This window comes from Kocuria atrinae C3-8 (assembly GCF_000286355.1).
In the GTDB taxonomy this organism is placed as follows: Bacteria; Actinomycetota; Actinomycetes; order Actinomycetales; family Micrococcaceae; genus Kocuria; species Kocuria atrinae_A.
Map to the genome: position 1 here is coordinate 1 of NZ_AJXN01000062.1, position 25,178 is coordinate 25,178.

Sequence of the window (25,178 nt, forward strand, 5' to 3'; positions counted from 1 at the left end):
CGGCGGGTCCTGGGCAGTGGCGTCCGCGGGGTTCCCGACGCCGCTCCGGTTCCGATTCCTGCCGCCGGTCGCGACAACGTGATGACCCGTCCTCCGGAACGCAACTTGCGCAGCACCGAAGACAACTCGAGGGCGGCCTTGCCCAGGTCCGAAGGTGTCTTGGCCTCGGTGTAGTCGATGACCACCGCACCCACACGGTCTACTTCCTGGGCGTGGCGGCGCACGTCAAGGTTCCAGTCGAGCATGGCCTGGGCGGCGGCGTCGGCGGCCGGACCCTTACCCAGGACCAGAACGGAACCCTCGGGGAAATCGCTACCGGCGCGGTAGCGGCGCAGCTTGGTCGGTTTGGGAAGACCCAGCTTGCTCGCGACCTGTTTGCCCAGTCCGGAATTGACCAGGTCCAAATATGTATCTGCCACTCAAAGCTCCTGTATGTCGTAAATCTGTGGGGATGCGTCTTAGACGGAACGCAGGATCATGGCCACGCCCTGGCCACCGGCGGCGCAGACCGAAATCAGTGCGGTCTGCGGGCGGCCTTCGGCCTTGGCGCGGGCGGCGAGTTCCTTGGCGGTGGATGCCACGATGCGGCCACCGGTCGCGGCGAACGGGTGTCCTGCGGCCAGCGACGAGCCGTTCACGTTGAGCTTGGAACGGTCCACGGTGCCCACGGGCTCGGACAGGCCCAGGCGGTCGCGGCAGAACTCCTCGGACTCCCACGCGGCCATGATGGCGAGCACGGTGGAGGCGAAGGCTTCGTGGATCTCGATGAGGTCCATGTCCTGCAGCGTCAGACCCTGGCGAGCCAACAGACGCGGCACGGCGTAGGCGGGAGCATGAGCAGCCCCTCGTTGCCGCTGACGAAGTCCACCGCGGCGGCCTCGGAGTCCACGACCTCGGCCAAGGGGGTGAGGTGGTGCTCGGTAGCCCAGTCCTCGCTGGTGATCAGCACGGCGGAGGCACCGTCCGTGAGCGGCGTGGAGTTACCGGCGGTCATGGTGGCCTCGCCGGAGAGCTTCTTGCCGAACACCGGGTTCAGGGTCGACAGCTTCTCCACGGTGGAGTCCGCCCGCATGTTGTTGTCCTTGGCCACGCCCTTGAACGGGGTGACCAGGTCGTCGAAGAAACCGCGATCGTAAGCGGCGGCCAGGTTCTGGTGCGACGACGCCGCGATCTGGTCCTGATCCTCGCGGCTCACGCCCCACTGCTGGGTGGTCAGGGCCTGGTGTTCACCCATGCTCAGTCCGGTGCGGGGCTCACCCGTGGTGGGAGCGGCGGGCACCAGATCATTGGGGCGCAGATTCTTGAGCGCCTTGAGCTTCTGGGTGGTGGTCTTCGCGCGCTGCAGCTGCAGGAGTGCACGGCGCAGACCTTCACTCACGCAATCGGTGCATCCGAGGCAGAGTCCACACCACTGGCGATACCGGCTTCGATCTGGCCCACGCGGATTTTGTTGGAAATGGTGCTCACGGTTTCCATGCCGGTCGCGCACGCCATCTGGATGTCGAACGCCGGAGTCGCGGGGTCCAGAGCGGAACCCAGAACGGCCTCGCGGGTCAGGTTGAAATCTCGGGAGTGCTTGAGCACGGCACCGCCGGCCACGGCGCCCAGACGTTCACCCGAGATCCCGGCACGCGCCACCAGTCCGTCAATCGCTGCAGTCAGCATGTCCTGGTTCGAAGCATTCGCGTACGCCCCACCCGCGCGAGCGAAGGGAATGCGGTTACCCGCGACCACCACGGCGCGGCGGAGGGACTGCTGGCTGTTCTGCTGGATGTTGTCCATGAAGGGGCTACTCCTCTTAGATTGATGTGGTGCGAATCACCTGAAACCCAGAGTAGCTGATACTCTCGGTATCGTGAAACAGGTTTCGGAGAACGTTGATGGTCGAAATTCGCGGTGGCAGCGCCACGCGCCAAGCGACGCATCGAGCTGATCACCGCCGCGCGAGACGCGGTGGCCACCCACGGTGCGAGCATCTCCATGGAGGAGATCGCCACCGCGTGCGGTACCTCCAAGTCCGTCTTCTACCGGTATTTCAAAGACAAATCCGGGGTACAAGCGGCCGTGGGTGAATACTTCGTGTCTCGAATGCGAACCCGCATGGTCGCCGCAGCTCACGAAGCGGATTCGTTCGCGGCCACCGTGCACGCGCTCGTGAAGGAGTACCTCAAATCGGTTGAGGCTTCCGCGGACGTCTACCGGTTCGTGGTGACCGCACCGGCTGACGGGGACTCGGCCATCGAACAGTTCCTGGACTCTGTGTGCCACTTGCTCATGGACCAGCACATTCGCCACCGCGGCGAGCAAGCCATGCCGCAAGCACTGCTGCAGTGTTGGGCGGCATCCACCGTGGGCATGGTCCGCGGTGCCGGTGAAGCGTGGCTGGCTCTGCCGGACACGGACGACAAACCGGACCGGACCACCATGAGCCAACTCATCACCGATTGGGCCGTTCAGGCTTACGGCCTGACACGTACACCACGCTCTCCGCAGACGAAACCTCTGCTCAGACAACCCCTCAGGAGTCATGATGACTGCAACTACTCAACTCCCGTCCAACCCGCCCACCCAGCCGATGGCACAGGTGTCCGAGGACGCCGCACTGCCCACGCACATCGATGTGGCCGGTCTGGGTGAAGTGCTGCTGGGCCGCTGGCCCGAGGCTCGCAAGGCCGCCCGCGAGCGCGCCTTGGATCCCCGCCTGCACAGCAATTACAACCTCACGTTCGAGGATCAGCGCGACCTCACGTTCGAGCAGGTCAAGGTCCTTCGCGATGCCGGCACTGCGCTGGTGGGCATGCCCGAGTACCTGGGTGGCACCAACAGCCCGGGTGCCAATGTCTCAGCGTTCGAGGAGCTCGTGCTCGCTGACCCGTCGCTGCAGATCAAGTCGGGTGTGCAGTGGGGCCTGTTCGGTTCCGCCGTGCTCAACCTGGGCTCCAAGGAGCACCACCTCGAGTGGCTCCCGGACATCCTCAACCTGAACACTCCCGGCGTGTTCGCCATGACGGAGATCGGTCACGGGTCCGACGTCGCATCGATCGGCACGACCGCCACGTACCTTCCCGAAACGGACGAGTTCGAGATCCACACCCCCTTCAAGGCGGCATGGAAGGACTACCTGGGCAACGCTGCGGTCCACGGCAAGGCCGCAGTGGTCTTCGCCCAGCTGATCGTCAAGGGCGTCAACCACGGCGTGCACTGCCTCTATGTACCCATCCGTGATGACAACGGCGAATTCCTGCCGGGTGTCGGCGGCGAGGACGATGGCCGCAAGGGCGGACTCAACGGCGTGGACAACGGCCGACTGCACTTCACCAACGTGCGTGTGCCCCGCTTCAACCTGCTGAACAAGTACGGCTCGGTGGACGAGAACGGCGAGTACTCCTCCCCCATCGCGTCCCCGGGGCGCCGCTTCTTCACGATGATCGGCACCCTGGTGCAGGGGCGCGTCTCCTTGGACGGTGCCGCCACGCTGGCCAATCAAATGGCCCTGAGCATTGCCGTTCGCTACGCGGAACAGCGCCGCCAGTTCAACACGGACTCGGACATCCGCGAGCAGACACTCATGGACTACCAGCAGCACCAGCGCCGCTTGATTCCTCGCATTGCGGAGACCTACGCGATGATCTTCGCGCACCAGCAGTTGCTGGATAAGTTCCACGAGGTCTTCTCCGGCGAGGACGATTCTGACGGCAACCGTCAGGACCTGGAGACCCTGGCCGCCGCATTCAAGTCGATGTCCACGTGGAGCGCCCTGGACACCCTCCAGGAGGCCCGTGAGGCCTGCGGCGGCGCCGGTTCATGGCCAAGAACCGCATCCCGCAGCTGCGTGCGGACCTGGATATCTACGCGACCTTCGAGGGCGACAACACCGTGCTCCTGCAGTTGGTCGCCAAGCGTTTGCTCACCGATTACTCGGACGAGTTCAAGAACGCGGACGTGGGTGTCATGGCCCGCTACGTGGCCGACCGCGCCACGGAGGCAGGCTTCAACCGCTCCGGGTTGCGCAAGCTGACCCAGGCCTTCACGGACACCGGTGACGCCCGCAAGTCGGTCAACGCCCTGCGCGATCCGGAAGCGCAGCGCGCGCTGCTGATGGACCGCGTGGAAACGATCATTGAGGACGTAGCGGACGAAATGCGCGCGGTGGCTCGTAAGTCCAAGAGCGAAAAGGCGGAGGTCTTCAACAACAACCAGCACCGGCTGATCGAGGCCGCCCGGTCGCACGCTCAGCTGTTGCAGTGGGAAGCCTTCACCGAGGGTCTCGAGAAGATTCAGGATCCCGGCACCAAGCGCGTGCTCACGTGGCTGCGCGACCTGTTCGGCCTGCACCTGCTCGAGGAGAATCTCGGTTGGTACCTGGCCTACGGTCGACTCTCGATGCGCCGCGGTCGCGCACTGCAGAGCTACGTGAACCGGCTGATCTCCCGTTTGCGCCCCTACGCACTGGAGCTCGTGGACTCCTTCGGCCTCAGCCCCGAGCTGCTCCGTGCGGAGATCGCGGGAACCGTGGAAGAAGAGCGTCAGCAGGAGGCCGACGAGTACTTCCGGCGCCTGCGCGCCAGCGGTGACGCCCCCGCCAAGGAGGCCAAGCCGGCTCGTGATCCCAAGGCCGAGACGCGCGGTCACCACTCGTAAGTCTCAACGCCCAAATGCCGACGCCGCCCGCGAGAGTTTCGCGCGCGTCGCATTTAAGGTCCTACTGATGCGTTTGATACTGCCGGTGTTGACGCGGGGGTCATCCGCTTCGAGGACATCCGCGACGATCAGCGTGACGTTGTCCCGACCTCCGGTGCGCAGCGCGGCCTGGAGCAGCACGTCCGCGGCCTCCTTGGGGTGCTGCACGGCGTGCAGGACACGGGCGATGTGTGCCGGGGACAGCTCACCGGTCAGGCCGTCCGAGCACATGAGCAACCGCTGACCCGGCTGAGCCGGGATCACAATGATGTCCGGCTCCCACACCTGGCCTGTGCCCAGGGCACGGGTGATCACGTTGCGTCGCGGGTGCACGAGAGCCTGGGCGGGGGTGAGCTGGCCGATGGACACGAGGTACTGGACCTCGGAGTGATCCACGGTCAACTGGCTCACGCCCACGGGGTGTTCGGGATCGGTGGGGTGCTCGCCCACACCGGGACCGGTCAGCTCATAGGTGCGCGAATCGCCCACGTTGAAGATCAACCACAACCACTGCCCCGCGATTTCCACGAGCCACGCGCCGGTGACCGTGGTGCCGGCGCGGGTTCCGCACTGATCCTGGATGGACTGATCGGCTTCCCACAGCACGGACCGCAAGCGGTGCACGGCCTCGAGTGCTTCGTTAGGGACGTCCGGATCGAGCTTGAGCTGACGGTCGATCGTGGCGCGAAAACGGGACACGTCCAGACCGGGTTCGGGTTCCACGATCTGGTAGTCCATGAAGTCATTGAGCGTGAACAGCTCGGAGGAGCCCAGAGTGGACACGCACAGGGCGCTGGCGACCTCACCGGCCTCGTGCCCGCCCATGCCGTCCGCGACGGCAACCATGTTGTCGGTGACGACCAGGGCATCCTCATTGGATTCCCGGCGCAGCCCACGATCGGTGACTCCGCCCGATCGGATGGCCAGAGAAATGCTCATTCGTCCTCATCTTCCAGCCGGGGCCCTTGGCCCTGGGTAATGGACACCGGTTGCACGTCGCCGAAGCCACGGACGTTCCGGGAAGGTTGGGGCGTCAGGACGAATCGATCATCGTCCTTCAGTACGGATGCGGTGGATGCGTCCACTACCACCCCGCCCGGATCGGTCAGCGCCACCAACCGGGAGGCCAAGTTCACGGTGGGGCCGTAAAGGTCACCCAGTCGCGGGAGCACTCGACCCCACACGAAGGCCACGCGAGCCTGCGGGAGTAACGGATCGTCCTTGATCAAGCGAGCCAGGGCCAAAGAGATCTGAGCGCCACCCTGAGGGGTTTCGGAGAGGAACATGACCTCGTCACCGATGGTCTTGATCACGCGACCGCCGCCCATGGAGATGATCTCTGCGCAGCGCTTCTCGAAGCGCTGCACCAAGTTGGCCAGGGTGCGTTCGTTCATCTGTCGAGACAGGGAGGTATAGGACACGAGGTCCGCGAAACCGACGCCGCGTGCCAGGGGCAACGACGATCCACCCACGTCCGTGACGTGCTCGCCCAGACTTTCGGTGGAACCGTCCGGACGTTCCCCGCGCATGGCCAAGCGCTGGACGGCTGCCGAGAGCTGACGCCGCCACGAGTAGTCGAGCAACTTCTTCAGAGGATCCACCATCTCGGGGAGAACGCTCAGAAGCTCGCGCCGTGCCTGGGCATCGGTCATTCCCTGGTGGGCCACCATGTCCTCGACGAGCGCTTCGATCTGCCACACAACCATGCGGTCGGACAGCTGAGCCACCGAACGAGCCAGGGACAGGGCAGCTTCTTCCGAGAGCTTGCTCTGCTGCACCAGGTCCGAGACTACGCGTAAGGCTCGAACGTCCTCTTGGGTGAAGTAGACCTCGTCCTCACTGAGATTCGGGAAGCCCAGGGCACGCCAGATCTTGCGCGCAGACGCGGTCGACAGCTCCGCGGCATGCGCGGTTTCCCGCCGCTTGAGGTTGCGTTCGGAACCCAGCAACAGCTGATCCAGGTTCTTCACCGCAGCCTTGGACTCCTCCGAGCCGTACAGATTGGACTGCACCGGATTGTGGAGATTGAGATTGATCTGCTCGGTCTGGGGACCGACCACGGCTGGTCTGAGCGCTCGTTGGGGTCTTCAGCCACGCGGCCCTCCTTGGAAACTTCTGCTCGATGATGTGGTCATGCCAGACCTACTGTAATTGCCAGCGGGCCTTCCGGACTGTTGAACCAGGTCAACCATGGCGTTCGGTTGCGGGCAGGCCGCCAGTTTCAGGCCACCGAGAGCGCCGAAGTCCGCCATGACGGTGCCCCGGTCCACTCCACGGGTCAGCATGGCGAACAGTCCCGCTGGTGCCACCACGCGCGCACTGCGCAGGGCGTCCAGGGGCAAAGCCACTACGTTGTCCTTGGCGGGCGGTCCGGTCAGGGCCAGTCGCTGATTGGTCAGGACGAACACGGTGCGCAGCCAACGCCACGCCGGTAACAACACGTAGCGGTAGGTCACCCACAGCGCGACCAGGGTGATGATCCAGCCCACGAGTGAGTGCAGCGTGGTCCAGGGTGCCTCGTAGGGCCGCCAGGTCAGATCCAGGAGCCGCTGCAGCGCCGAATACAACAGCACGGTGCACCAGGCGATCACGGCGGGTCCCACCAGCCGGATCGGATGGGCCCGGGTGGCCACAATGGTTTCCTCGCCCTGCCGCAGGACCAGACGATTCTTGGTTTTCATGCCCGCTCCCCCGAGGTGACCCGCGCGACGTCGTCCTGGGCCAGTTGCTCGGCGGCCGTCCTGGCGGCACCGGGCGCGGGTCGCACGTGGACGACGTCGCCGGCGGACAACGCGCGCGCCGCACCGTTTTCGCCACGCACGATCAATTCGCCTGAGGTTCCCAGGCCCTCGGCCACGGCCTGCTCAGGCACGGTGGACCCCGGCAGGTGGAGTGCCACACGACGGCCGAGGGTGTCCAGCTCGGATTCCAGGACGGCGCGCATCTCGCCACCCGGGCCGAGCGCTGCACCGGGGTCCTGGCTCACCAGGTGATAGCAGCGGGCGAACTCTCGCAAGATCTCGGTGAGCAGCGTCTGACGGTCGGGGACGGCGGCGTCGTTACCGGCCTCGAGGCGCAACGACGTGGCCGTGGGGATGGCAGGTGACGTTGACTGACGTTCAGCCCCGCGCCCACCACGACACTCGGTGCCGAACCGCCCGAGTGGTTGATCAACGAGGCCAGCACACCGCACAGTTTGCGGGAGTCAACGAGCACGTCGTTGGGCCATTTAATGACCGCGGGAACGCCCACGGTGTCCCGGACCGCGCGCGTCACGCTGTGTGCCAGGAGAAGGGTCAGCCACGGCACGTACTCCATGGGCCATGGTGCACCTGCGGCCGTGCGCGGAGTGCAGGCCACGGAAAAGGTGAGTGCCACGCCCGGGGGCGTGAACCATTGCCGGTCCAGGCGACCCTTACCGGCGCTCTGGAAACCGGTGACCACCGCACTCAATTCGGTGCCACCGGTCTGCATCACCCGATCGGCGAGCCACACGTTGGTGGAATCCACCTGGTCGAGCACGGTCACGGATGAGAATCCCGAGTCTGCCAGCGCGGCCTGCAACTGGTCAGCGTGGAAATCCGCTGCCGGTTCCTGGGCAGTGGGGTCCATGCGGGCGACTCCTTTTAGGGGGACGTGAAAATCGATATTTCTCAGCTTATGTCTACCGCCGCTGTCGGGGCATAAGCTGAATGAGAGCAATCCAACATGACAGCCGCTGAAAGGCAACCATGAGCATTTTCGCAGTGACCTATTCCTACGGTGGACCGGTGGAGGTTCTCAACGAACACCGCCCCGCCCACCGCGCCTACCTGGGCGAGTTGGCGCAGCAGGGCAAGGTCATGGGCTCGGGGCCTTTCACGGACGACGGCGCCGCGGGTGCCTTCTCGTGTTCTCGGCCGAGAGCGCGGACGAGGTCAAGGCCATCCTGGCCGAGGATCCGCTGATCGTTCAGGGCGCTGTCACCGAACACAGCATCCGTGAGTGGAGCATCAACACCGGCGCGTGGTCGTAACCGTCTGGGAATGATCACGTGTAAGAACCGTCACGGGATTGTGGGACCCCTACAAAGGGTTGGGGCACCCCGCAGAATAAACTTGTGACGTCCTGAACCTGGGACACCGGTACTCCCACCCTTGTACCGGACCGAGATAACGCGAGGTGCCATGAGCCACGACCTGACCACCACCGCAGGCAAGATCGCCGATTTCCGCGAGCGCCGTGAGAAGTCCGAGCGGCCCGCCGGTGACGCGGCGGTCGAGAAGCAGCACTCGCGCGGGAAGAACACCGCCCGCGAGCGCATTGAGATGCTGCTGGACCTGGACTCCTTCGTCGAGTTCGATGCCATGGCCGTGCACCACAGCACCATGTTCGGCATGGAGAAGAAGAAGCTGTTGGGCGACGGCGTGGTGACCGGTTACGGCACCGTGGACGGCCGACTGGTGGCCGTGTACTCCCAGGACTTCGGCGTGTTCGGCGGCTCGCTGTCGCAGGTCAACGGCGAGAAGATCGTCAAGGTCCAGAAGTTCGCCCTGCGCAACGGTTGCCCCGTGATCGGCATCAATGACGGCGGTGGCGCCCGCATTCAGGAGGGCGTGGCATCCCTGGCGATGTTCGCGGACATCTTCCGCATGAACGTGCGCTCCTCCGGTGTGGTTCCCCAGATCTCGCTGATCATGGGTCCGTGCGCTGGCGGCGCCGCCTACTCCCCCGCCCTGACCGACTTTGTGGTCATGGTGGACAAGACCTCTCACATGTTCATCACCGGCCCGGACGTGATCAAGACCGTCACCGGTGAAGAAGTGGACATGGAAACCCTGGGTGGTGCCCGCTCCCACAACGAGCGCACCGGTACGGCGGCCTACTTGGCGGCCGATGAGCAGGACGCCTTCGATTTCGTGCACGAGTTGCTCGAGTACCTGCCGGGCAACAACCTGCAGGACTCCCCGCGCATGGAGCACGACCAGATCCTGGAGATCGACGACGAAGATCTGGAGCTGGACACGCTCATTCCGGACTCGGCCAACCAGCCCTACGACATGCGCACCGTGATCGAGACCGTGCTGGACGACGGTCACTTCATGCAGATCCAGGAGCTCTACGCCCCCAACGTGATGGTCGGTTACGGCCGCGTGGAAGGTCAGACGGTGGGCATCGTGGCCAATCAGCCCATGCAGTTCGCCGGCACCCTGGACATCGCCGCGTCCGAGAAGGCCGCGCGCTTCGTGCGCCACTGCGACGCGTTCAACATTCCCATCCTGACCTTCGTGGACGTCCCCGGCTTCCTGCCCGGCACGGACCAGGAGTTCAACGGCATCATCCGACGCGGCGCCAAGCTGCTGTACGCCTATGCCGAGGCGACCGTCCCCATGGTCACCCTGATCACCCGCAAGGCCTACGGCGGCGCGTACATCGTGATGGGCTCCAAGAAATTGGGCGCGGACATCAACCTCGCGTGGCCCACCGCGCAGATCGGCGTGATGGGCGCCCAGGGCGCGGTGGAGATTCTCTACCGCCGCGATCTCAAGGCCGCAGCGGAGAACGGTGAAGACACCGCCGAGTTGCGTGCTGAGCTCGCCCAGAAGTTCGAGGAAGATCTGCTGAACCCCTACCAGGCCGCAGAGCTGGGTTTCGTGGATTCGGTGATCATCCCCTCGGAGACCCGCACGCAGATCATCAAGGCGCTGCGCGGCCTGGCCGATAAGCGTGCGTCGATGCCCGCCAAGAAGCACGGAAACATCCCGCTGTGACCGCCCGCGAGAAGTCCCAGGATGCGGTGTCCCGGCTGGAGTCCGTGGACGCCGACGACAAGCGCGAGCCGCTGTTCACGGTCACACGCGGCAATCCGACCGCCGAGGAACTCGCTGCACTCACCGCGGTGTTCATGAGCTACGACGCCGCCGCGAACGATTCCCACGCCGCTCCCGTTCGCGTGCCGCGGGTGCAGTCCCGCCGCATGCGCCTGGGTATGAAGCTTCGCCCGGGGTGGGGCGCGTGGCGCCGCACACGTCCGGAGAGCTAACCCCGGTTTTCATGAATTCCGCAGCATAATGGTGGGCGTGAATGTCATTGTCGCGAGCGTGTTGTGGAGTCTGGCCCTCTTATTGATCGCCAGTGGTGTGGCCAAATTGCTCACCAGCAAAACTGATGAGAGCGCCCTGAACGTCATGGCGCTACCCGCCATGGTGAATACCCGCACCGTGCGCACCGCACTCCCCTGGGTCGAGATCCTGCTTGCACTCACGCTCCTTCTGAGTTCCGGGATCGTGCTGTGGGCTGCCACTGCTGCAACCGTGTGCTGTTCGTGGCGTTCACGGTGTTCGTGAGCATCGGTGTGCGCCAGGGCGATCCTGCCTCGTGCGGTTGCTTCGGATCGTTATCCCGTGCCCCCATGTCCTGGCGCACTGTGGTCCGCAACCTGGTGTTCGTGGCCCTGGCTGTCTTCGCCTTCATCGTCACGAGCACCGGTTCCTACCACGGTCCCGCGTTGCCCGTGCCGTGGTGGACCGTGGTCGCGGCGACCGTCCCCCTGCTGGTCATCGGCGTGATCGTGTGGACGGAACGTGGCAACTCCAGCCCTCGCGGATTGAGCGCGGGTCGGTTGTTCAATGTTCCGCCCCTCCCCGAACACCTCAACTCTCAGCGTGCCACCTCCCAGCCCGTCGCATCCGGCGCCCACGGCTCTGGTGACTCACCTGCCAGCACCGATGACGAAACTGGCGACGACGATGACTACGTCCGACTCCCCGTTCCCTTCGTCTCCGCGGTGGATCGCGAGGGTCAGCGCGTGTCCGTGCGCACCATGGCACAGACACAGGCTCGAGCACTCTTCTATGTGAGCCCCGGATGTGGTCCGTGCATCACGGTCATGGAGCAGCTCCAAGAACTTCCCGCATCGCTGGGACCGGTGGCCATTCACACGATCGTGGCCCACGACAGCTCACTCCACGAACTGCCGGAGTCGTTGCGAGCCAACGCCCTGGTGGACCCGGACCGCTCCCTGGCCAGTTCGTTCGGCATGGTCTCCAACCCGTGGGCCGTGGTCCTCGGGGCAGACGGCTTGCTGGCCGGTGGACCCGAAGCAGGCAGCGGTGCCGTGAGCCAGCTACTGGACGAGCTCGTGGAGCGCTTCGAAACGGCTCCCCGCGCGTGACATCCAGCGCCTTGACGCCCAACCGCGAGTCGTCGAGTCGGGACGAGCACGGCACGTTCAAGGCCTTGCTGGTCGTAGCGGGCGGCGTAGTTGCTGCCCTGCACGTCTGGAAACTTTCTCCCGCCCTGGGCACGCTGTCCGAGCAGCTGAACATGAGCCTGGGACAGGCCGGCGTGCTCGTGGCCGTGATCCAGGTGGCCGGCATGGTGCTGGGCATGATCGTGGGTCTGTTCAACGACTCAATCGGGCTGCGTCGGGGCTGCCTGTGGGGTTTCGGCTTCCTGGCGGTCGGCTCGGTGCTGGGTGCTCTGCGCCCGGACCCGGGCTCCTGCTGGCCTCCCGCGTTCTGGAGGGCGTGGGATTCTTGCTGGTCTGCGTGGCCTCGCCCGCGCTGATCCGCAGGCTCGTACCCCCGCGCCGATTGGCCCCGATCGTGGGTCTGTGGGGTTGCTTCTTCCCCGTGGCCGCCGCCATTTCTCAGCTCACGGGCGGATTCCTCGTGGACTCGATCGGCTGGCGTGCCTGGTGGCTGGGCGCCGCGGCACTCGCCGTGGCCGTGGGCGTGGCCATGGCTGCGGTCATTCCTCCGGACGTGACCATCTCGCCCAGGCGACCTGCCGACGGCGGGCCGCGAGCGACGTCGTCGTCTGAAAATGCCCCGGCCGCTGCGCGGTCGGTGAGCGTGCGTGCGAAGGGGACCTTGAGCACCGGCCCGCTGTGGGCCGCCGCCCTGGTGATGGGGTGCTACACGGCGCAGTGGAACGGTGTGATCCAGTTCCTGCCCACCATTTACGCGGAGGCCGGGATCGCGGCGGGGGCCGCCGGTGCGTTGAGCGCGGGAGCAGCTGCGTGCAATGCGCTGGGCAATCTGAGCGCGGGGCAGGCACTGGGTCGTGGCGTGAAACCCGTGACCCTGTGGACCATCGGATTCGTGGCGATGGCCGTGTGCGCCGTGCTCGCGTTCGGGATTGCTCCCCTGGTGGCCCCGGAGTGGCGCTTCGGTCTGCGTTACGGAGCGGTGATCGCGTTTTCTGCGGTGGGTGGCCTGATTCCTTCGACCGCCATCTCCCAGCAGATGGCGCTGGCGCCCGCACCGGACACCGTGAGCACCAGTTTGGGGCTGGGCCAGCAGTTCAATGCTTTGGGCCAGTTCGCGGGGCCCGTGGCCGTGGCGTTCCTGGTCCAGAACGCAGGCGGGTGGCACGCGACGTGGTGGGTGACGGTGAGTTTCGCGATGGTCGGATTGCTCGCGAGCTGGTGGCTGGGATTCGCGCGCCGCCCGCGTCCCACCTTGTCATCTCACCAAACGTGACTAATGTAGCTTTCCGTGATCGAGAACCAATCCACGCAACGTTCAACCCCCGCACTCCCCCCGCTAGGCACAGTTCACCGCCCCGTTACCCCGGTGGACGAGCTGGCCAATCAGCACTTCGACCGCTCGATGAGGCTCGACCCTCTCGCGGCCACGTTGAACGGACTGACCGGTTACGGCCCCGCCTATCCCGATTACGGGCCACAGGCCGGGCGGATCAGGCGCAGTTGCGGACCGAGACCCTTCGCGCACTGGACACCGCGCAGCCCCGGGACGACGTGGACCGGGTGACCATTCACGCCCTGCGCAATCACCTGAACCTCCAGTCGGACCTGCACGCGGCGAACCTGGACGTGGCCCCCGTCAACAACATCGCGTCCCCTGTGCAGTGGGTGCGAGAGATCTTCGACAATATGCCGACGAGCACCACGGACGATTGGGAGCAGATCGTCGAGCGGCTCCGCCATGTGCCGCGCGCGTTGGAGAGCTACACCGAGGGGCTGCATGAGGCTGCGTCGCTCGGGAAGTTGGCCTCCATGACTCAGATCCGGGAGGCCGGTGCCCAGGCGGAGGCCTATTCGGAGCTGAAGGGTCCGTTCGGATCGCTGTTGGCTCATGACTCGGTGCCCGACTCACTGCGCGAATCCCTGGAACAGGCCGTCACCGACGCCCGCGAGGCCTATGGAGGACTGGTGCGCGCCTTCCATGAAGACTTTGCCGCCACGGCCCGAGAAACGGATGCCGTGGGCGAGGACGATTACCGACTCCACCTGCAGTCGTTCCTGGGCGCCAAACTCGAACCCGGCGAGGTGTACGAATGGGGCATCGAACAGCTGCAGAAGCTGGATGAGGAACAGCGGCTCGTGGCGCACCAGATCTCACCCGGAGCCTCGATCCGCGAGGCCATGAAGGCCTTGAACGAGGACCCCGCGCGCCGCCTGAATTCCACCGATGAGTTGCGACGCTGGATGCAGGCGCTGTCCGACCAGGCGGTCTCGGAACTGTCCAAGGACCACTTCGAATTCACGGACGCCATGCGCAACCTGCAGTGCATGATCGCGCCCACCCAGGACGGCGGTATCTATTACACCCCGCCGAGCAACGACTTCTCCCGCCCGGGGCGCATGTGGTGGTCCGTGCCCGAAGGCACCACCCGGCACGCCACGTGGGAGGAAACCACCACCGTGTATCACGAGGGTGTCCCCGGGCATCACCTCCAGGTCGCCACCGCACTGGCCAACGCCGGCGAGCTCAACGCCTGGCGCCGCATGGGCATTTGGGTTTCAGGCCACGGTGAAGGTTGGGCGCTGTACGCGGAACGCCTCATGGAGGAGCTGGGATATTTGAACGACCCCGGTGACCGCATGGGCATGCTCGATTCGCAGCGGTTGCGCACGGTCCGCGTGATTTTCGACGTCGGTTTCCACTGCGGGTACAAGGTGCCTGCAGAACTCGGCGAGATGCTGGGCGGCGCTCGCGCCGGTGAGGTCTGGTCCCCGCAGGACGGCTGGGATTTCCTGACCCACAACGTGATCATGGACCCGGCCGTTCTGCGCTTCGAATGGTTGCGCTACATGGGCTGGCCGGGCCAAGCACCGTCGTACAAACTGGGCCAGGAACTGTGGCTGGACCTGCGCAAGCAAGTGGCCGCGCGCGAAGGTGACCAGTTCGATCTCAAGCATTTTCACAGCCGTGCCCTGCGGCTCGGTTCCGTGGGATTGGACACACTCGCCCACGCCATGACGCTCTAGTTCCGCGGATTCGCGCGGGCCTTGGGTGAGCTTCGGCCGACGACGCCGCTCGGTGCGTAACATTTCGTCACGCCGCGTGTGCGCTTTATTATTCCGCGGCCTACCCTGGCTCACATGAATTCCGCAGAAAATACCCGGCGCCTACCGAAATGGATGACCTCCTTCGGTTGGCAGATCCTGATCGCCTGATCCTGGGCGTTCTCCTGGGCTCCCTGGCCACCGCCATGGGCGGCGATCCCGAGGAGAACCCCAACTGGTTGATGATCCTCCTGGACACCATCGGGTCCAGCTACGTCACGCTCTTGAAGGCGGCGGTGGTGCCGCTGGTGGTCACGGCCGTGATCGCCTCGATCGCCAATCTCCGCGACGTCTCCAATGCCGCCCGCTTGGCATGGAAGACCCTGGTGTGGTTCGCGATCACCGCACTGATTGCCGTGCTGATCGGCATGGTGTTGGGTGTGCTGATTCAGCGGTGTGGGCACGGGTCAAGCGCAGCCCGGTGAATACACGGGCACCGAGGGTTCCTGGCTGGGCTTCCTCAAGGGCATCATCCCGGTGAACTTCCTGGGCCTGGAAGCCACGTCCACAATGCCGGACGCGGAAACTGTGACCACCGCACTGAACTTCAACGTGCTGCAGATCCTGGTGATCTCCGCTGTGGTGGGTATCGCCGCGCTCAAGGTCGGTAAGGCCGCCGAGCCGTTCCTGACCTTCATGCAGTCCGGCCTGGCCATCATGCAGAAGATCGTCTGGTGGATCATTCGCCTGGCACCGCTGGCACCCTGGGCCTCATCGGCCGCGCGGTGTTCGAGTACGGTTGGACCTCCATGGGCACCCTGGTCAGCTTTGTGATCACCGTGTACGTGGGTCTGCTGTTGGTGGGCTTTGTGGTCTACCCGATCCTGATCAAGCTCAACGGGCTGTCCATTAAGCAGTTCTTCTCCGGCGTGTGGCCGGCCATGCAGTTGGGCTTCGTGTCCCGGTCCTCGCTGGGCACCATGCCCCTGACCCAGCGGGTGACCGAGCGAAACCTGGGCGTACCCAAGCATTACGCGTCCTTCGCGATTCCCCTGGGTGCGACCACCAAGATGGACGGTTGCGCCGCGATCTACCCGGCCATTGCCGCGATCTTCGTTGCGCAGTTCTACGGTGTGCCACTGACTCCCATGCACTTTGTGCTGATTGCCCTGGTCTCCGTGCTGGGTTCGGCCGCGACCGCGGGCACCACCGGCGCCACTGTCATGCTGACTCTGACGCTGTCCACTTTGGGCCTTCCGCTCGAGGGCGTTGGCCTGTTGCTGGCCGTGGATCCGATCCTGGACATGGGTCGCACCGCACTGAACGTCACCGGTCAGGCTCTCGTGGCCGCCATCGTGGCCAAGCGTGAGGGCATCATCGACATGGACCTGTACAACGCGCAGCGCTCCGGCGAACCGTTCTCTGACGAGGACAATCACGGCGAACTGACCCCGCAGGACGCGCGCACCGGAACCGGCGAGGGCTCGCACGCCCACGCGCCGTCGGGCCCGAATGACGGGCAACGCGTGGACTGAACCACGCGCTGAAGACCGGCGATGAGTCGCTGACAAGGAGCGGCACGGGTGACCCCGTGCCGCTCCTTGTCTGTCCGAACAGAACCACTAGGCTGTGAGATACATCACCACAATAACGTAGGAGATTCACACCATGACGGTCTACCAGCAACCCGGTACGGTCGGCGCCAAGGTCAGCTTCAAGCCCCGCTACGAACACTTCATCGGCGGCGACTGGGTCGCACCCGTGAAGGGTCAGTACTTCGAAAACATCACCCCCGTCACGGGCCAGGCGTTCACCGAGGTGGGTCGCGGCACGGCCGAGGACATCGAGGCCGCGTTGGACGCGGCGTGGGCCGCAGCGCCGTCGTGGAATGCCACGTCACCTGCGGAACGCGCGCTCATGCTGAACAAGATCGCGGACCGCATGGAAGAGAATCTCGAGACCATCGCGGTCGCCGAGACCTGGGACAACGGCAAACCCGTGCGCGAGACACTCAACGCGGACATTCCGCTCGCGATCGATCACTTCCGCTATTTCGCCGGTGCGATCCGCGCGCAGGAGGGGCACCTGTCCCAGCTGGACGAGGACACCGTGGCGTATCACTACCACGAGCCGTTGGGCGTGGTCGGGCAGATCATTCCCTGGAACTTCCCCATCCTGATGGCCGTGTGGAAGCTCGCCCCGGCACTCGCGGCCGGCAACTGCGTGGTGCTCAAGCCCGCCGAGCAGACCCCGGCGTCCATCCTGGTGCTCATGGAGCTGATCAAGGATCTGATTCCGGCCGGTGTGGTCAACATCGTCAACGGCTTTGGCGTGGAGTGCGGTAAGCCTCTGGCGTCCGACAAGCGCATCCGCAAGATCGCCTTCACCGGTGAAACCACCACGGGTCGCCTGATCATGCAGTACGCCTCCGAGAACATCATCCCGGTGACCCTGGAGCTGGGCGGTAAGTCGCCGAACATCTTCTTCGAGGACATCGCGGCACAGAAGGACGGGTTCTACGACAAGGCCCTGGAAGGTTTCGCATTCTTCGCACTCAATCAGGGTGAGGTCTGCACGTGCCCGTCCCGTGCGCTGATCCAGGAGTCGATCTACGACCAGTTCCTGGCGGACGGCATCGACCGCGTGTCCAAGATCAAGGCGGGCAATCCGCTGGATACGGACACCATGATTGGCGCGCAGGCTTCGACCGACCAGTTGGAGAAGATCCTCTCCTACTTGGACATCGGTAAGAAGGAGGGCGCCAAGGTGCTGATCGGCGGCGAGCGCGCCGAGCTCGACGGCGATTTGGGCGGCGGTTACTACGTGCAGCCCACCGTGTTCGAGGGCACCAACGACATGCGCATCTTCCAGGAGGAGATCTTCGGACCGGTGCTCTCGGTGGCCAAGTTCAGCGACTACGACCAGGCGATCAGCGTTGCCAACGACACGCTCTACGGCCTGGGTGCCGGTGTATGGGCGCGCAGCGGCAACATTGCCTACCGCGCGGGCCGTGCGATTCAGGCGGGTCGCGTGTGGGTGAATCAGTACCACAGCTACCCGGCGCACTCCGCGTTCGGCGGCTACAAGTCCTCGGGTATCGGTCGCGAGAACCACCTGATGATGTTGGACCACTATCAGCAGACCAAGAACCTGCTGGTGTCCTACACCGAGTCCCCGCAGGCTTCTTCTAAGCCGCAGCGCGGAGCGGGACCAGTCGAGCTGAAAGGTGATGAGGCGCCATGAGCGCACAACCTTCTGAACCGCAGGACCTGGAGAGTCTCGAGCACCGCGTGGTGCTCGAGACCTCCCCGGCCGTGCCCGGTGAAACCACCTCGCGGGTGGGGTTCACTGGGCCTGCCGTGGCCCTGTTGCAAGAGCTGTGGGAGCAGCACGGACCGCTCATGTTCCACCAGTCCGGTGGCTGCTGTGACGGCTCCGCGCCCATGTGTTTCCCGGCCGGTGAGTTCCGCACTGGAAACTCCGATGCCTTGCTGGGTGTCGCTCAGGTCCCGTCACCCTCGGGAGGCGAGTTGGGTCCCCTGGAGTTCTGGATCTCGACCGAGCAATTCGAGCTCTGGCGACACACCCGCTTGATCATTGACGCATCCCAGGCCGGGGTGGGGGTTTTTCCCTCGAGGCTCCAACGGGCAAACGGTTCCTCACCCGCAGTGAACTCTGCGAAATTTAGGAACCATCCGCCACTAAGCTGGGCTCATGCCCCCGTCACCTACTTCGTAGAGAATGGGGAGCTGCTGTCCGGAAGGCTCCGGCACGATTACTGCCCCAGTCGTTGATGATCCGAGGGTGTACCTATGTTTGAGTCAAGCCGCGAGGGCGGCTTAGTCGGAGTCGGAGCGTTTCATGATGGCTGGTAATACGTGCCCCAGCAGTGCATCGCGTAGATGACGTTGCAGCGGAGGCACCTACTACCAACCCGTACACCCGAACCGGACGCCCTCGCGGCTTGATTCGCAAAATGAGACACCCCGTTACCTTTTTCATGACGCCGGTGTCCGGGAGGATGAAGGCGTAGGTAACCAGCCGGCCCCGGCATGATGCCTGCCCCCAGTTATCGATGATCGCAGGCGGTGTAGTCACCGGGGCCGGTACTGGTTCACACGGACCGCTAATAGAAGCACGACCCGTCAGGCGGGGCTTTGTAACGTGGATGCGGGTCAGTGTTCCATTTGGTCACTTCAACCCACCCTGTGACGAAGAAGGTGACCATGACGGACCACCAGCTCTACCTCGGGATCGACGTTGGTAAGACCGATCATCACGCCACCGGCCTGAGCGCCGCGGGCAGTGTCGTGTACGACAAGCCCCTGCCCCAATCCGACCCAAGATCCGGGCGCTGCTTCAAGAGCTGACCGTAGCCCATGGCACTGTTCTGGTGGTCGTGGACCAGCCCAAGACCATAGGCGCCCTGGTGATTGCGGTGGCCCAGGACCTGGGCATTGATGTGGCTTACTTGCCTGGGCTAACGATGCGCCGGGTCGCTGACCTGCACCCGGGCCAGGCGAAAACTGATGCCCGAGATGCGTTCATCATCGCCGAGACCGCTCGCACCATGGCCCACACCCTGCGTGGGATCACCGTGACCGAGGAGAACATCGCGGAACTGTCGATGCTGTGCGGCTTCGATGATGATCTAGCAGCCCAGATCACTCAGGCCCGCAACCGGTTACGCGGGTTCCTCACTCAGATCCACCCGGCTCTGGAACGGGTCCTTGGCCCCCGGTTGGGCCACCCCGCCGTGGTTGCTTTGCTCACCCGGTACTCGTCCCCGGCCCGGTTGAGAACCGCCGGGCGGGCTCATGTACGGGTGTTGTTGAAGAAACACGCGCCCCGGTTGGCGGAGAAACTCACCGAAGAGATTTTCACCGCCCTGAGCGAGCAAACCGTGACCGTTGCAGGCACGTCGGCGGCGGAGAAGATCATCGGGCGTTTAGCTGACCAACTTTCCCAGCTCGCCACCCAACGAGCAGAGATCGAAGCCGAGATCCTCACGGTGGTCGATGCTCACCCTCTCACCCAGGTCCTGACCTCCATGCCCGGGGTAGGGGTCAGGACAGCAGCACGGATCCTCACCGAAGTCGTGGGCAAGGACTTCGCCACCGCCGGCCATCTGGCTTCTTACGCCGGAATCGCTCCCGTGACCAGAAGATCCGGGACCTCGATCCGTGGGGAATCCCCATCCGGCGGGGCAACAAGGTCCTGAAACGAGCGTTGTTCCTCTCCGCGTTCGCCTCCATAAACGCCAGCCCCGCTTCGAGGGCCTACTACGATCGAAAACGATCTGAGGGCAAACGCCACAACCAAGCTGTGATCGCGCTGGCCAGAAGACGAACCGATGTACTCTACGCCATGCTCCGCGACGGGGCCTTCTACACCGAACCCACCCCGCCGACCGTAGCCCTGGCCGCTTTACGAAAACCATAGAAGCACCCCCCTGCTTGCCGCGGGCCGCAAGTCGGCCGCCACATGACTGAAAAAGATGGCCCCACGAATGCACGATTGGCTCACCGGGGAACTCCTCACCGCCCTGGACGCCCAGACAGTGCACGTGGTCGATACCAACGCCACCGCCGTGGTGCTACCCCAGCTGGACGGGATGCTCGCCGACCTGCGCGCCGCCAGGGATACACTCCAGACCCAAGTTAAGCCCTTTGTGGAGGCCCACCCTCTTCATCAGGTCCTAACCTCGATCCCGGCAGTGGGCATCAGTACCGAAGCCTGAATCATCACAGAAGTCGTCGGCAAGGACTTCGTCACCGCCGGAGATCTGGCTTCCTACGCCGGGCTCTCCCCGGTGACCTGGAGATCCGGTTCATCCATACCCAGGGATCACTCATCGAGGATGAGGCAACAAGGTCCTCAGACGGGCCGCGTTCCTCTCCGCGTTCGCCACCCTGAAGGACCCCGCTCTCCAGGGCCTATTACGACCGCAAACGATCCCAGGGCAGGAGACAGAACAAGGCGCTGATCGCTCTGGCCCGACACCGTTGCGACATCGTCTACGCCATGCTCCGCGGCGGCACCCTCTACGAAACCAAAACACCCCGCCGCTTGACGAACAACATAGAGGTACGGTGCCTGTATCACCCTCACGGACACCGGCGCCATGAAAAGGTAACACGTGAAGTTCGGTGATTATGGCGAAACCGTCCGCGCCGTCAAGACGCAGCGGTGCTGATGCACACCAGGACGAAGCCGATCAGTTGCAACGAGCCGCGAACGGCCTGGAACACATCCCACTGACGGCGCTTGGCGCGGAAGTCCAAGGGCACATCCCCGTCCGGGATACGGCCCGTCCACAGGTTCAGCGGTACGTTGCCGAAGATCGTCACCACCAACGCGATCGTCAGCACGACAGCCGCGACCCCCAACCAGGCGCTGCCGTAGCGAGCGACGCCGAGGCCGGCGAGGACCGCCGCAGCCGTCATACCCACGGGCATCACCCGGCCGAAGGTGCGTAGCAGCCCTTTCTCCATCACCACTTGGTGCTCGACGGGCAAGCGACGGATCACGGGGTGGACGAGGGCGACAGATCCGAACTCCGCGCAGCCCACGAAGCCAGTGACGATCAGTAGGGACAGGAGCAGCAGATCCACGGGACCTCCTTGATCGGATTAGGGCAGGGGTGGCAACCCACACTTGCCATGTGAACGATGTCTACATTGTGGCTACGGTATCCTTTCGTCGTGAACACCGTCAACACCAAGCCCTACCACCACGGAAACCTGCGCGAGGAGATGGTCCGCATCGGCGTGCAGCTCGCCGCAGAGGGTGGCCCCGAGGCGGTCAGTCTAAGAAAGATCGCACGCCGTGCTGGTGTCTCCCCTTCGGCTGCCTACAGGCACTTCCCGGGGCAGGACTCCCTGCTGGGCGCGGTCCGCCACACCGCGGCGGATGCCCTCGGGCGATCGATGCAAGACGCAGTATCGCAAGTGGCTGCCGATGCCCCGGCGGCGGAACGAGTCATCGCTGCAGGCCGTGGATACTTCGAGTTCGCGCTGGACCGGCGAATGCTGTTTCGGTGCCTCGCCAGCGGCTTTGAGCTGCCCGAGCAAGATTCCCAAGACAGCCCGTTTGCCCGGCTGCTTGAGCTCGTGGGCGGTCTCGAGAGGGAAGCTTTGGCAGTCGTCGACGCTGCCGCGCGGTTCGACGCGGCAGTCGCCTTGTGGTCTGCGGTGCACGGGATCTCAGTACTCTGCACCTCCGGAGCACTGCGGGACGTGCCTCCGCCACGCAACCGCGAGTTACTCGAGGTCACTCTGGCCACCGCCGTACGGGGTCTTCGATTCTGAGGATCAGTCATTCAATCGGGTCAGTGCCGGGCGTTGCGCTCCGCAAGGCGGTGCACACAGCAGTGGGTCTCAACTGCACCGTGGTGACCTCACGATGCCCCGCTTGGGGATCGGCTAACGGAACGTGAACCAGCGCAGCCCGGCCGCATCATGCGGGAGCCGAGGCCGCCACCGGGCGCCCAAAGAACACCGTCATTACCGGAGAAAGTTACACACAAGACATAGCAATCCGCCTTGTTAGACCAGCTCGAACTTGAAATTGTCTGGATGACCTTGGGGGATCACCTGGCCGATAGTCCCGATGTCGTTGTCGATTTCTCCTATCCACCGTCTCGCAGGAGAGCTATTACCGTGCTTGATTTCTTGCGGCTAACCCGCGCTAATTTGACCTTAATGCTCACTACCACGTTGTTGGGGCTGGCCCAAGTGTTATGGGTCATGAGGTTCTTGTCGCGGGCGCGTCGATGAGATAAGGAACGAGCTCCTCGCTTCAGGAGGGAAGTTCCTACACCGTCCGCCCGCACGAAAGAGCCCGTTCATGACCCACGTTAATGCACCCCTGACCCCCAACGGCCGGCTGCGCCTGGCCCCACGCCACCTGATCGATGGGACCCCCCAGGCGCATGTGGCCACCGAGTTCCAGGTCTCCCGCCCCACCGTGAGCACCTGGGTGGCCCGCTACCTCCAAGACGGTGAGGAGGGCCTGGTCGACCGGCCCTCGACCCCGGTCACCTCCCCGTCCCGCACCCGGCTGGAGGTGGTCGAGCGCATCGAGGCCCTGCGCCTGAATCGCAAGTGGTCCTGCGCCGGATCTGGCACCACTTGAGCGCCGGCGGTTGTGACGATGAAAAGGGAACCGGGCCCTTCCACGCCCCAGTGATCATCGCGTTACGCACTGGGGGCCGGTGGTTGCACCGGCTGGGCATCTCCCGTTTGCGGGATCTGACCCCCGACGGGGACACCCCCCGAAGCACCCCGGCCAGGACTCGGGCGTACTGGCCCGGGTATATGGTGCATTGGGATGTGAAGAAGGTCGGGCGCATTCCTGACGGCGGCGGCTAACCCGCCCATGGCCGCGGCGGTGCTGCGGCCAAGGCCGCTAAGCGCGGGCCAGGAGCGAGGGTCGGCTACACCTACCTGCACTCGGCCGTGGACGGCTTCTCCCGTCTGGCCTACACCGAAGCCCTCGACGACGAGAAAGCGGTGACCACGATCGGGTTCTTCTCCCGGGCGAAGGTGTTCTTCGCCGCCCACGGCATCGAAAGACTGTGCCGGGTCGTGACGGATAACGTGGCCAACTACCGAGCCTGGGACTTCACCCGCACCGTGAAAGCCCTGGCCTCCCGCCCCCAGCGGATCCGTGCCTACACGCCGCGGCACAACGGGAAGGTCGAACGCTACAACCGGCTACTGGTCGATGAGGTGCTCTACACCCGCACCTACACCAGCGAACACGCCCGACGGGCCGCGGTGGCGGTCTGGGTCAATCACTACAACTATCATCGACCCCATACCGCCTGCGGCGAGGAGCCCCCGGCCTCACGCACCCCAGCCCGTGTCAACAACGTCATGCCCTCTTACAACGAGATTCGCTGTACCCGCTCGATCCAGTAACGCGATCGATGGGTCCTGTGTTTGCATCGAATCAACCGTGGGTCATGAGCGATACCGGGGTGATCATGCCTATGCAAAGTGCACGGCGCGAAGAGACTCGCCGTCAGCCAGATCGCTCTGTACGATCTGACCGCCCCGCACTTTACACAGGCCCTTTGGCCCCACTTCCCCTTTCCCCCTAAGTGTCGAATTAGCCGTTCGTCCTGTGTGTGCGTGTTGCCACGCCATTTGTCCCCTGCTGATCCAGACCCACTGGATCAGTTCACCGGAGTCACCGGTCACGGCGCGAACGGTGGGCGGAAGGTGAACACCGGCTCTCTCCTAACCGGATATCCCGCCCTGCGACAAAGCCGAACAGTAGCAACTGGGAGCATGTCGGTGAAGACGCAACTTTCTTACATCCGCGGGGAAGGACTGGTCAGTTCTCGGATCCTCGGCGTTGTCTACCGCCGAGTAACAAGGGAGTTCATCATCGAGCTATGCCAGAGACTGACATCCCCCCTAGGGGTGGGGTGCGTTAGGTCACGCCTAAAAAGCTCAAATATTACAAAATGTTGCAGAATTTTACTCGGAGGCGACTGGCAATTCGTGGACGAATCATTCACAGTTGAAGATTTGCGTGCGACCACCAGGCTCGACAGTTGCGCCGATCTGCGGCGCTCTGACCGACCACCGCGGAGCCGCAGGGCAGGTGTTGTTTAATAGGAGATATGCGACAGCCCGTTACCTTATGAGTGCCTCCGATCGCCGGGGGTCTGGTCGCTCGACCGGACATGGCTTTGTTGCCCTGCCATCCATGGTCCGGGGGGTGTCCCCACTCCCCAACCAGCCGGCCTCGCGGCTCGACTCAAACATAGGGACACCCCCTCCGCCCGAATGCCCCCGGCCAGCGCAGGTCAACGCGACGTCACGGTGGATCTACATGCCATGTCCGCCCCCCTTCGGATCGAGTTCGATCATCCGACGCCGCACTTATCGAAAGGATTCGCACGGCCTGGTCCCGCTGCACACACGCCGACTCGGCGATGGAACCCATGGCCACACTGCGATTTCCGGGCTCAGGTACGAATTCCCTGGCAGGGCTGCTGAGTGAGCTGAGCAACCGAGTCACCCTCGAGGCCATTGCGCAGTGGAGCGGACAGAAGCTGCTCTTCCACGCAGCGGGGTTGTCCTACCCCCTGAGCGGACTGGCGAGTGTCTTGGTCGCCTCCTCCAGCACCTGCAGGACCACGGCTCCTCATGCGCTCGGCCAATCCCTCGAATATCTCAGTGACGAAACCGTCTGCGTGGACGCGGCTGACCTAAGCATTGCGTCGTACTCTAAGCCTCGATCCACCGAC

General features: G+C 64.3%; 17 protein-coding genes and 9 pseudogenes. 18 read left to right on the top strand and 8 right to left on the bottom strand.

Going from position 1 to position 25,178, the window contains the following annotated elements; translation table 11 throughout:
- Together YO9_RS0107785 and YO9_RS0107790 are read right to left on the bottom strand one after the other, a co-directional pair.
- Nucleotides 1-419, bottom strand: a pseudogene (locus YO9_RS0107785) (3-oxoacyl-ACP reductase); the annotation flags it as partial.
- A 39-nt stretch (nucleotides 420-458) separates the two neighbouring features.
- Nucleotides 459-1,782 (bottom strand): annotated as a pseudogene (locus tag YO9_RS0107790) (acetyl-CoA C-acetyltransferase).
- 114 nt (nucleotides 1,783-1,896) lie between these two features.
- Here YO9_RS0107790 and YO9_RS0107795 point away from each other — a divergent pair.
- Both YO9_RS0107795 and YO9_RS0107800 read left to right on the top strand, forming a co-directional pair.
- Entirely contained in the window at nucleotides 1,897-2,637 is a 741-nt protein-coding gene (locus tag YO9_RS0107795) for a TetR/AcrR family transcriptional regulator (protein ID WP_016996963.1), read from the top strand.
- A pseudogene (locus tag YO9_RS0107800) lies at nucleotides 2,531-4,641 on the top strand (acyl-CoA dehydrogenase family protein). The gene YO9_RS0107795 and the pseudogene YO9_RS0107800 overlap by 107 nt, the downstream one beginning before the upstream one ends.
- 3 nt (nucleotides 4,642-4,644) lie before the next feature.
- Here the strand turns inward: YO9_RS0107800 and YO9_RS0107805 are convergent.
- From YO9_RS0107805 to YO9_RS0107820, 5 genes are read right to left on the bottom strand one after another with little or no spacing between them, the layout of a single operon-like run.
- Complete coding sequence (locus YO9_RS0107805; protein ID WP_016996965.1) at nucleotides 4,645-5,619, bottom strand: PP2C family protein-serine/threonine phosphatase; 975 nt, start codon at nucleotides 5,617-5,619, stop codon at nucleotides 4,645-4,647.
- The gene (locus tag YO9_RS0107810) at nucleotides 5,616-6,740 is read right to left on the bottom strand and encodes an adenylate/guanylate cyclase domain-containing protein (RefSeq protein ID WP_016996966.1); all 1,125 of its coding nucleotides are present in this window, start codon (nucleotides 6,738-6,740) and stop codon (nucleotides 5,616-5,618) included. Before YO9_RS0107810 ends, YO9_RS0107805 begins: the two co-directional genes overlap by 4 nt.
- A gap of 27 nt (nucleotides 6,741-6,767) precedes the next feature.
- Nucleotides 6,768-7,361: a hypothetical protein gene (locus YO9_RS0107815; protein ID WP_016996967.1), complete on the bottom strand. Its 594-nt coding sequence runs from the start codon at nucleotides 7,359-7,361 to the stop codon at nucleotides 6,768-6,770.
- The gene (locus tag YO9_RS17525; protein WP_223286274.1) at nucleotides 7,358-7,696 is read right to left on the bottom strand and encodes a hypothetical protein; all 339 of its coding nucleotides are present in this window, start codon (nucleotides 7,694-7,696) and stop codon (nucleotides 7,358-7,360) included. The genes YO9_RS0107815 and YO9_RS17525 overlap by 4 nt, the downstream gene beginning before the upstream one ends.
- Nucleotides 7,663-8,292, bottom strand: coding sequence for a biotin--[acetyl-CoA-carboxylase] ligase (locus tag YO9_RS0107820; RefSeq protein WP_223286275.1), 630 nt, complete (start codon nucleotides 8,290-8,292; stop codon nucleotides 7,663-7,665). The genes YO9_RS17525 and YO9_RS0107820 overlap by 34 nt, the downstream gene beginning before the upstream one ends.
- 119 nt (nucleotides 8,293-8,411) lie before the next feature.
- Here YO9_RS0107820 and YO9_RS0107825 point away from each other — a divergent pair, with 119 nt between their 5' ends.
- The 13 genes and pseudogenes from YO9_RS0107825 to YO9_RS0107890 all read left to right on the top strand — a co-directional run.
- Entirely contained in the window at nucleotides 8,412-8,627 is a 216-nt protein-coding gene (locus YO9_RS0107825; protein WP_223286276.1) for a YciI family protein, read from the top strand.
- A 219-nt stretch (nucleotides 8,628-8,846) separates the two neighbouring features.
- A complete protein-coding gene (locus tag YO9_RS0107830; RefSeq protein ID WP_016996970.1) occupies nucleotides 8,847-10,430 on the top strand; it encodes an acyl-CoA carboxylase subunit beta in 1,584 nt (527 codons plus the stop codon).
- The gene (locus tag YO9_RS0107835; protein ID WP_016996971.1) at nucleotides 10,427-10,702 is read left to right on the top strand and encodes an acyl-CoA carboxylase subunit epsilon; all 276 of its coding nucleotides are present in this window, start codon (nucleotides 10,427-10,429) and stop codon (nucleotides 10,700-10,702) included. Before YO9_RS0107830 ends, YO9_RS0107835 begins: the two co-directional genes overlap by 4 nt.
- Before the next feature lie 37 nt (nucleotides 10,703-10,739).
- Entirely contained in the window at nucleotides 10,740-11,006 is a 267-nt protein-coding gene (locus YO9_RS0107840; protein ID WP_223286277.1) for a MauE/DoxX family redox-associated membrane protein, read from the top strand.
- The gene (locus YO9_RS0107845; RefSeq protein WP_223286278.1) at nucleotides 11,003-11,833 is read left to right on the top strand and encodes a TlpA family protein disulfide reductase; all 831 of its coding nucleotides are present in this window, start codon (nucleotides 11,003-11,005) and stop codon (nucleotides 11,831-11,833) included. Before YO9_RS0107840 ends, YO9_RS0107845 begins: the two co-directional genes overlap by 4 nt.
- Nucleotides 11,830-12,228: an MFS transporter gene (locus YO9_RS17530; RefSeq protein ID WP_223286279.1), complete on the top strand. Its 399-nt coding sequence runs from the start codon at nucleotides 11,830-11,832 to the stop codon at nucleotides 12,226-12,228. Before YO9_RS0107845 ends, YO9_RS17530 begins: the two co-directional genes overlap by 4 nt.
- Nucleotides 12,189-13,145, top strand: coding sequence for an MFS transporter (locus YO9_RS0107850; protein WP_262925620.1), 957 nt, complete (start codon nucleotides 12,189-12,191; stop codon nucleotides 13,143-13,145). Before YO9_RS17530 ends, YO9_RS0107850 begins: the two co-directional genes overlap by 40 nt.
- A gap of 227 nt (nucleotides 13,146-13,372) precedes the next feature.
- On the top strand, nucleotides 13,373-14,896 hold the full coding sequence (locus YO9_RS0107855; protein ID WP_016996974.1) for a DUF885 domain-containing protein: 1,524 nt from the start codon (nucleotides 13,373-13,375) through the stop codon (nucleotides 14,894-14,896).
- Nucleotides 14,897-15,010: 114 nt separating this feature from the next.
- A pseudogene (locus YO9_RS17535) lies at nucleotides 15,011-16,449 on the top strand (dicarboxylate/amino acid:cation symporter).
- A 133-nt stretch (nucleotides 16,450-16,582) separates the two neighbouring features.
- Nucleotides 16,583-18,157 (top strand): acetaldehyde dehydrogenase ExaC, encoded by a 1,575-nt coding sequence (exaC, locus tag YO9_RS0107875; RefSeq protein ID WP_016996976.1) that lies wholly within the window; start codon nucleotides 16,583-16,585, stop codon nucleotides 18,155-18,157.
- A pseudogene (locus tag YO9_RS0107880) lies at nucleotides 18,154-18,602 on the top strand (DUF779 domain-containing protein). The gene exaC and the pseudogene YO9_RS0107880 overlap by 4 nt, the downstream one beginning before the upstream one ends.
- A gap of 538 nt (nucleotides 18,603-19,140) precedes the next feature.
- A pseudogene (locus YO9_RS0107885) lies at nucleotides 19,141-20,356 on the top strand (IS110 family RNA-guided transposase).
- A 46-nt stretch (nucleotides 20,357-20,402) separates the two neighbouring features.
- Nucleotides 20,403-21,067 (top strand): annotated as a pseudogene (locus YO9_RS0107890) (transposase); the annotation flags it as partial.
- 23 nt (nucleotides 21,068-21,090) lie between these two features.
- On the opposite strand, the gene YO9_RS0107895 reads toward YO9_RS0107890, so the two are convergent.
- Nucleotides 21,091-21,528: an anthrone oxygenase family protein gene (locus tag YO9_RS0107895; protein WP_016996979.1), complete on the bottom strand. Its 438-nt coding sequence runs from the start codon at nucleotides 21,526-21,528 to the stop codon at nucleotides 21,091-21,093.
- A 90-nt stretch (nucleotides 21,529-21,618) separates the two neighbouring features.
- Here YO9_RS0107895 and YO9_RS0107900 point away from each other — a divergent pair, with 90 nt between their 5' ends.
- From YO9_RS0107900 to YO9_RS0107915, 3 genes and pseudogenes are all read left to right on the top strand, one after another.
- Nucleotides 21,619-22,224, top strand: coding sequence for a TetR/AcrR family transcriptional regulator (locus YO9_RS0107900; RefSeq protein ID WP_016996980.1), 606 nt, complete (start codon nucleotides 21,619-21,621; stop codon nucleotides 22,222-22,224).
- Between the two features lie 538 nt (nucleotides 22,225-22,762).
- Nucleotides 22,763-23,838 (top strand): annotated as a pseudogene (locus YO9_RS0107910) (IS481 family transposase).
- 1,034 nt (nucleotides 23,839-24,872) lie between these two features.
- Nucleotides 24,873-25,178, top strand: a pseudogene (locus tag YO9_RS0107915) (hypothetical protein); the annotation flags it as partial.

Bases quoted from the DNA above. Each gene is read 5' to 3' on its own strand.
- YO9_RS0107825 (WP_223286276.1), top strand. From the start codon at position 8,412: ATGAGCATTTTCGCAGTGACCTATTCCTACGGTGGACCGGTGGAGGTT.
- YO9_RS0107815 (WP_016996967.1), bottom strand. From the start codon at position 7,361: ATGAAAACCAAGAATCGTCTGGTCCTGCGGCAGGGCGAGGAAACCATT.
- YO9_RS0107805 (WP_016996965.1), bottom strand. From the start codon at position 5,619: ATGAGCATTTCTCTGGCCATCCGATCGGGCGGAGTCACCGATCGTGGG.
- exaC (WP_016996976.1), top strand. From the start codon at position 16,583: ATGACGGTCTACCAGCAACCCGGTACGGTCGGCGCCAAGGTCAGCTTC.
- YO9_RS0107830 (WP_016996970.1), top strand. From the start codon at position 8,847: ATGAGCCACGACCTGACCACCACCGCAGGCAAGATCGCCGATTTCCGC.
- YO9_RS0107820 (WP_223286275.1), bottom strand. From the start codon at position 8,292: ATGGACCCCACTGCCCAGGAACCGGCAGCGGATTTCCACGCTGACCAG.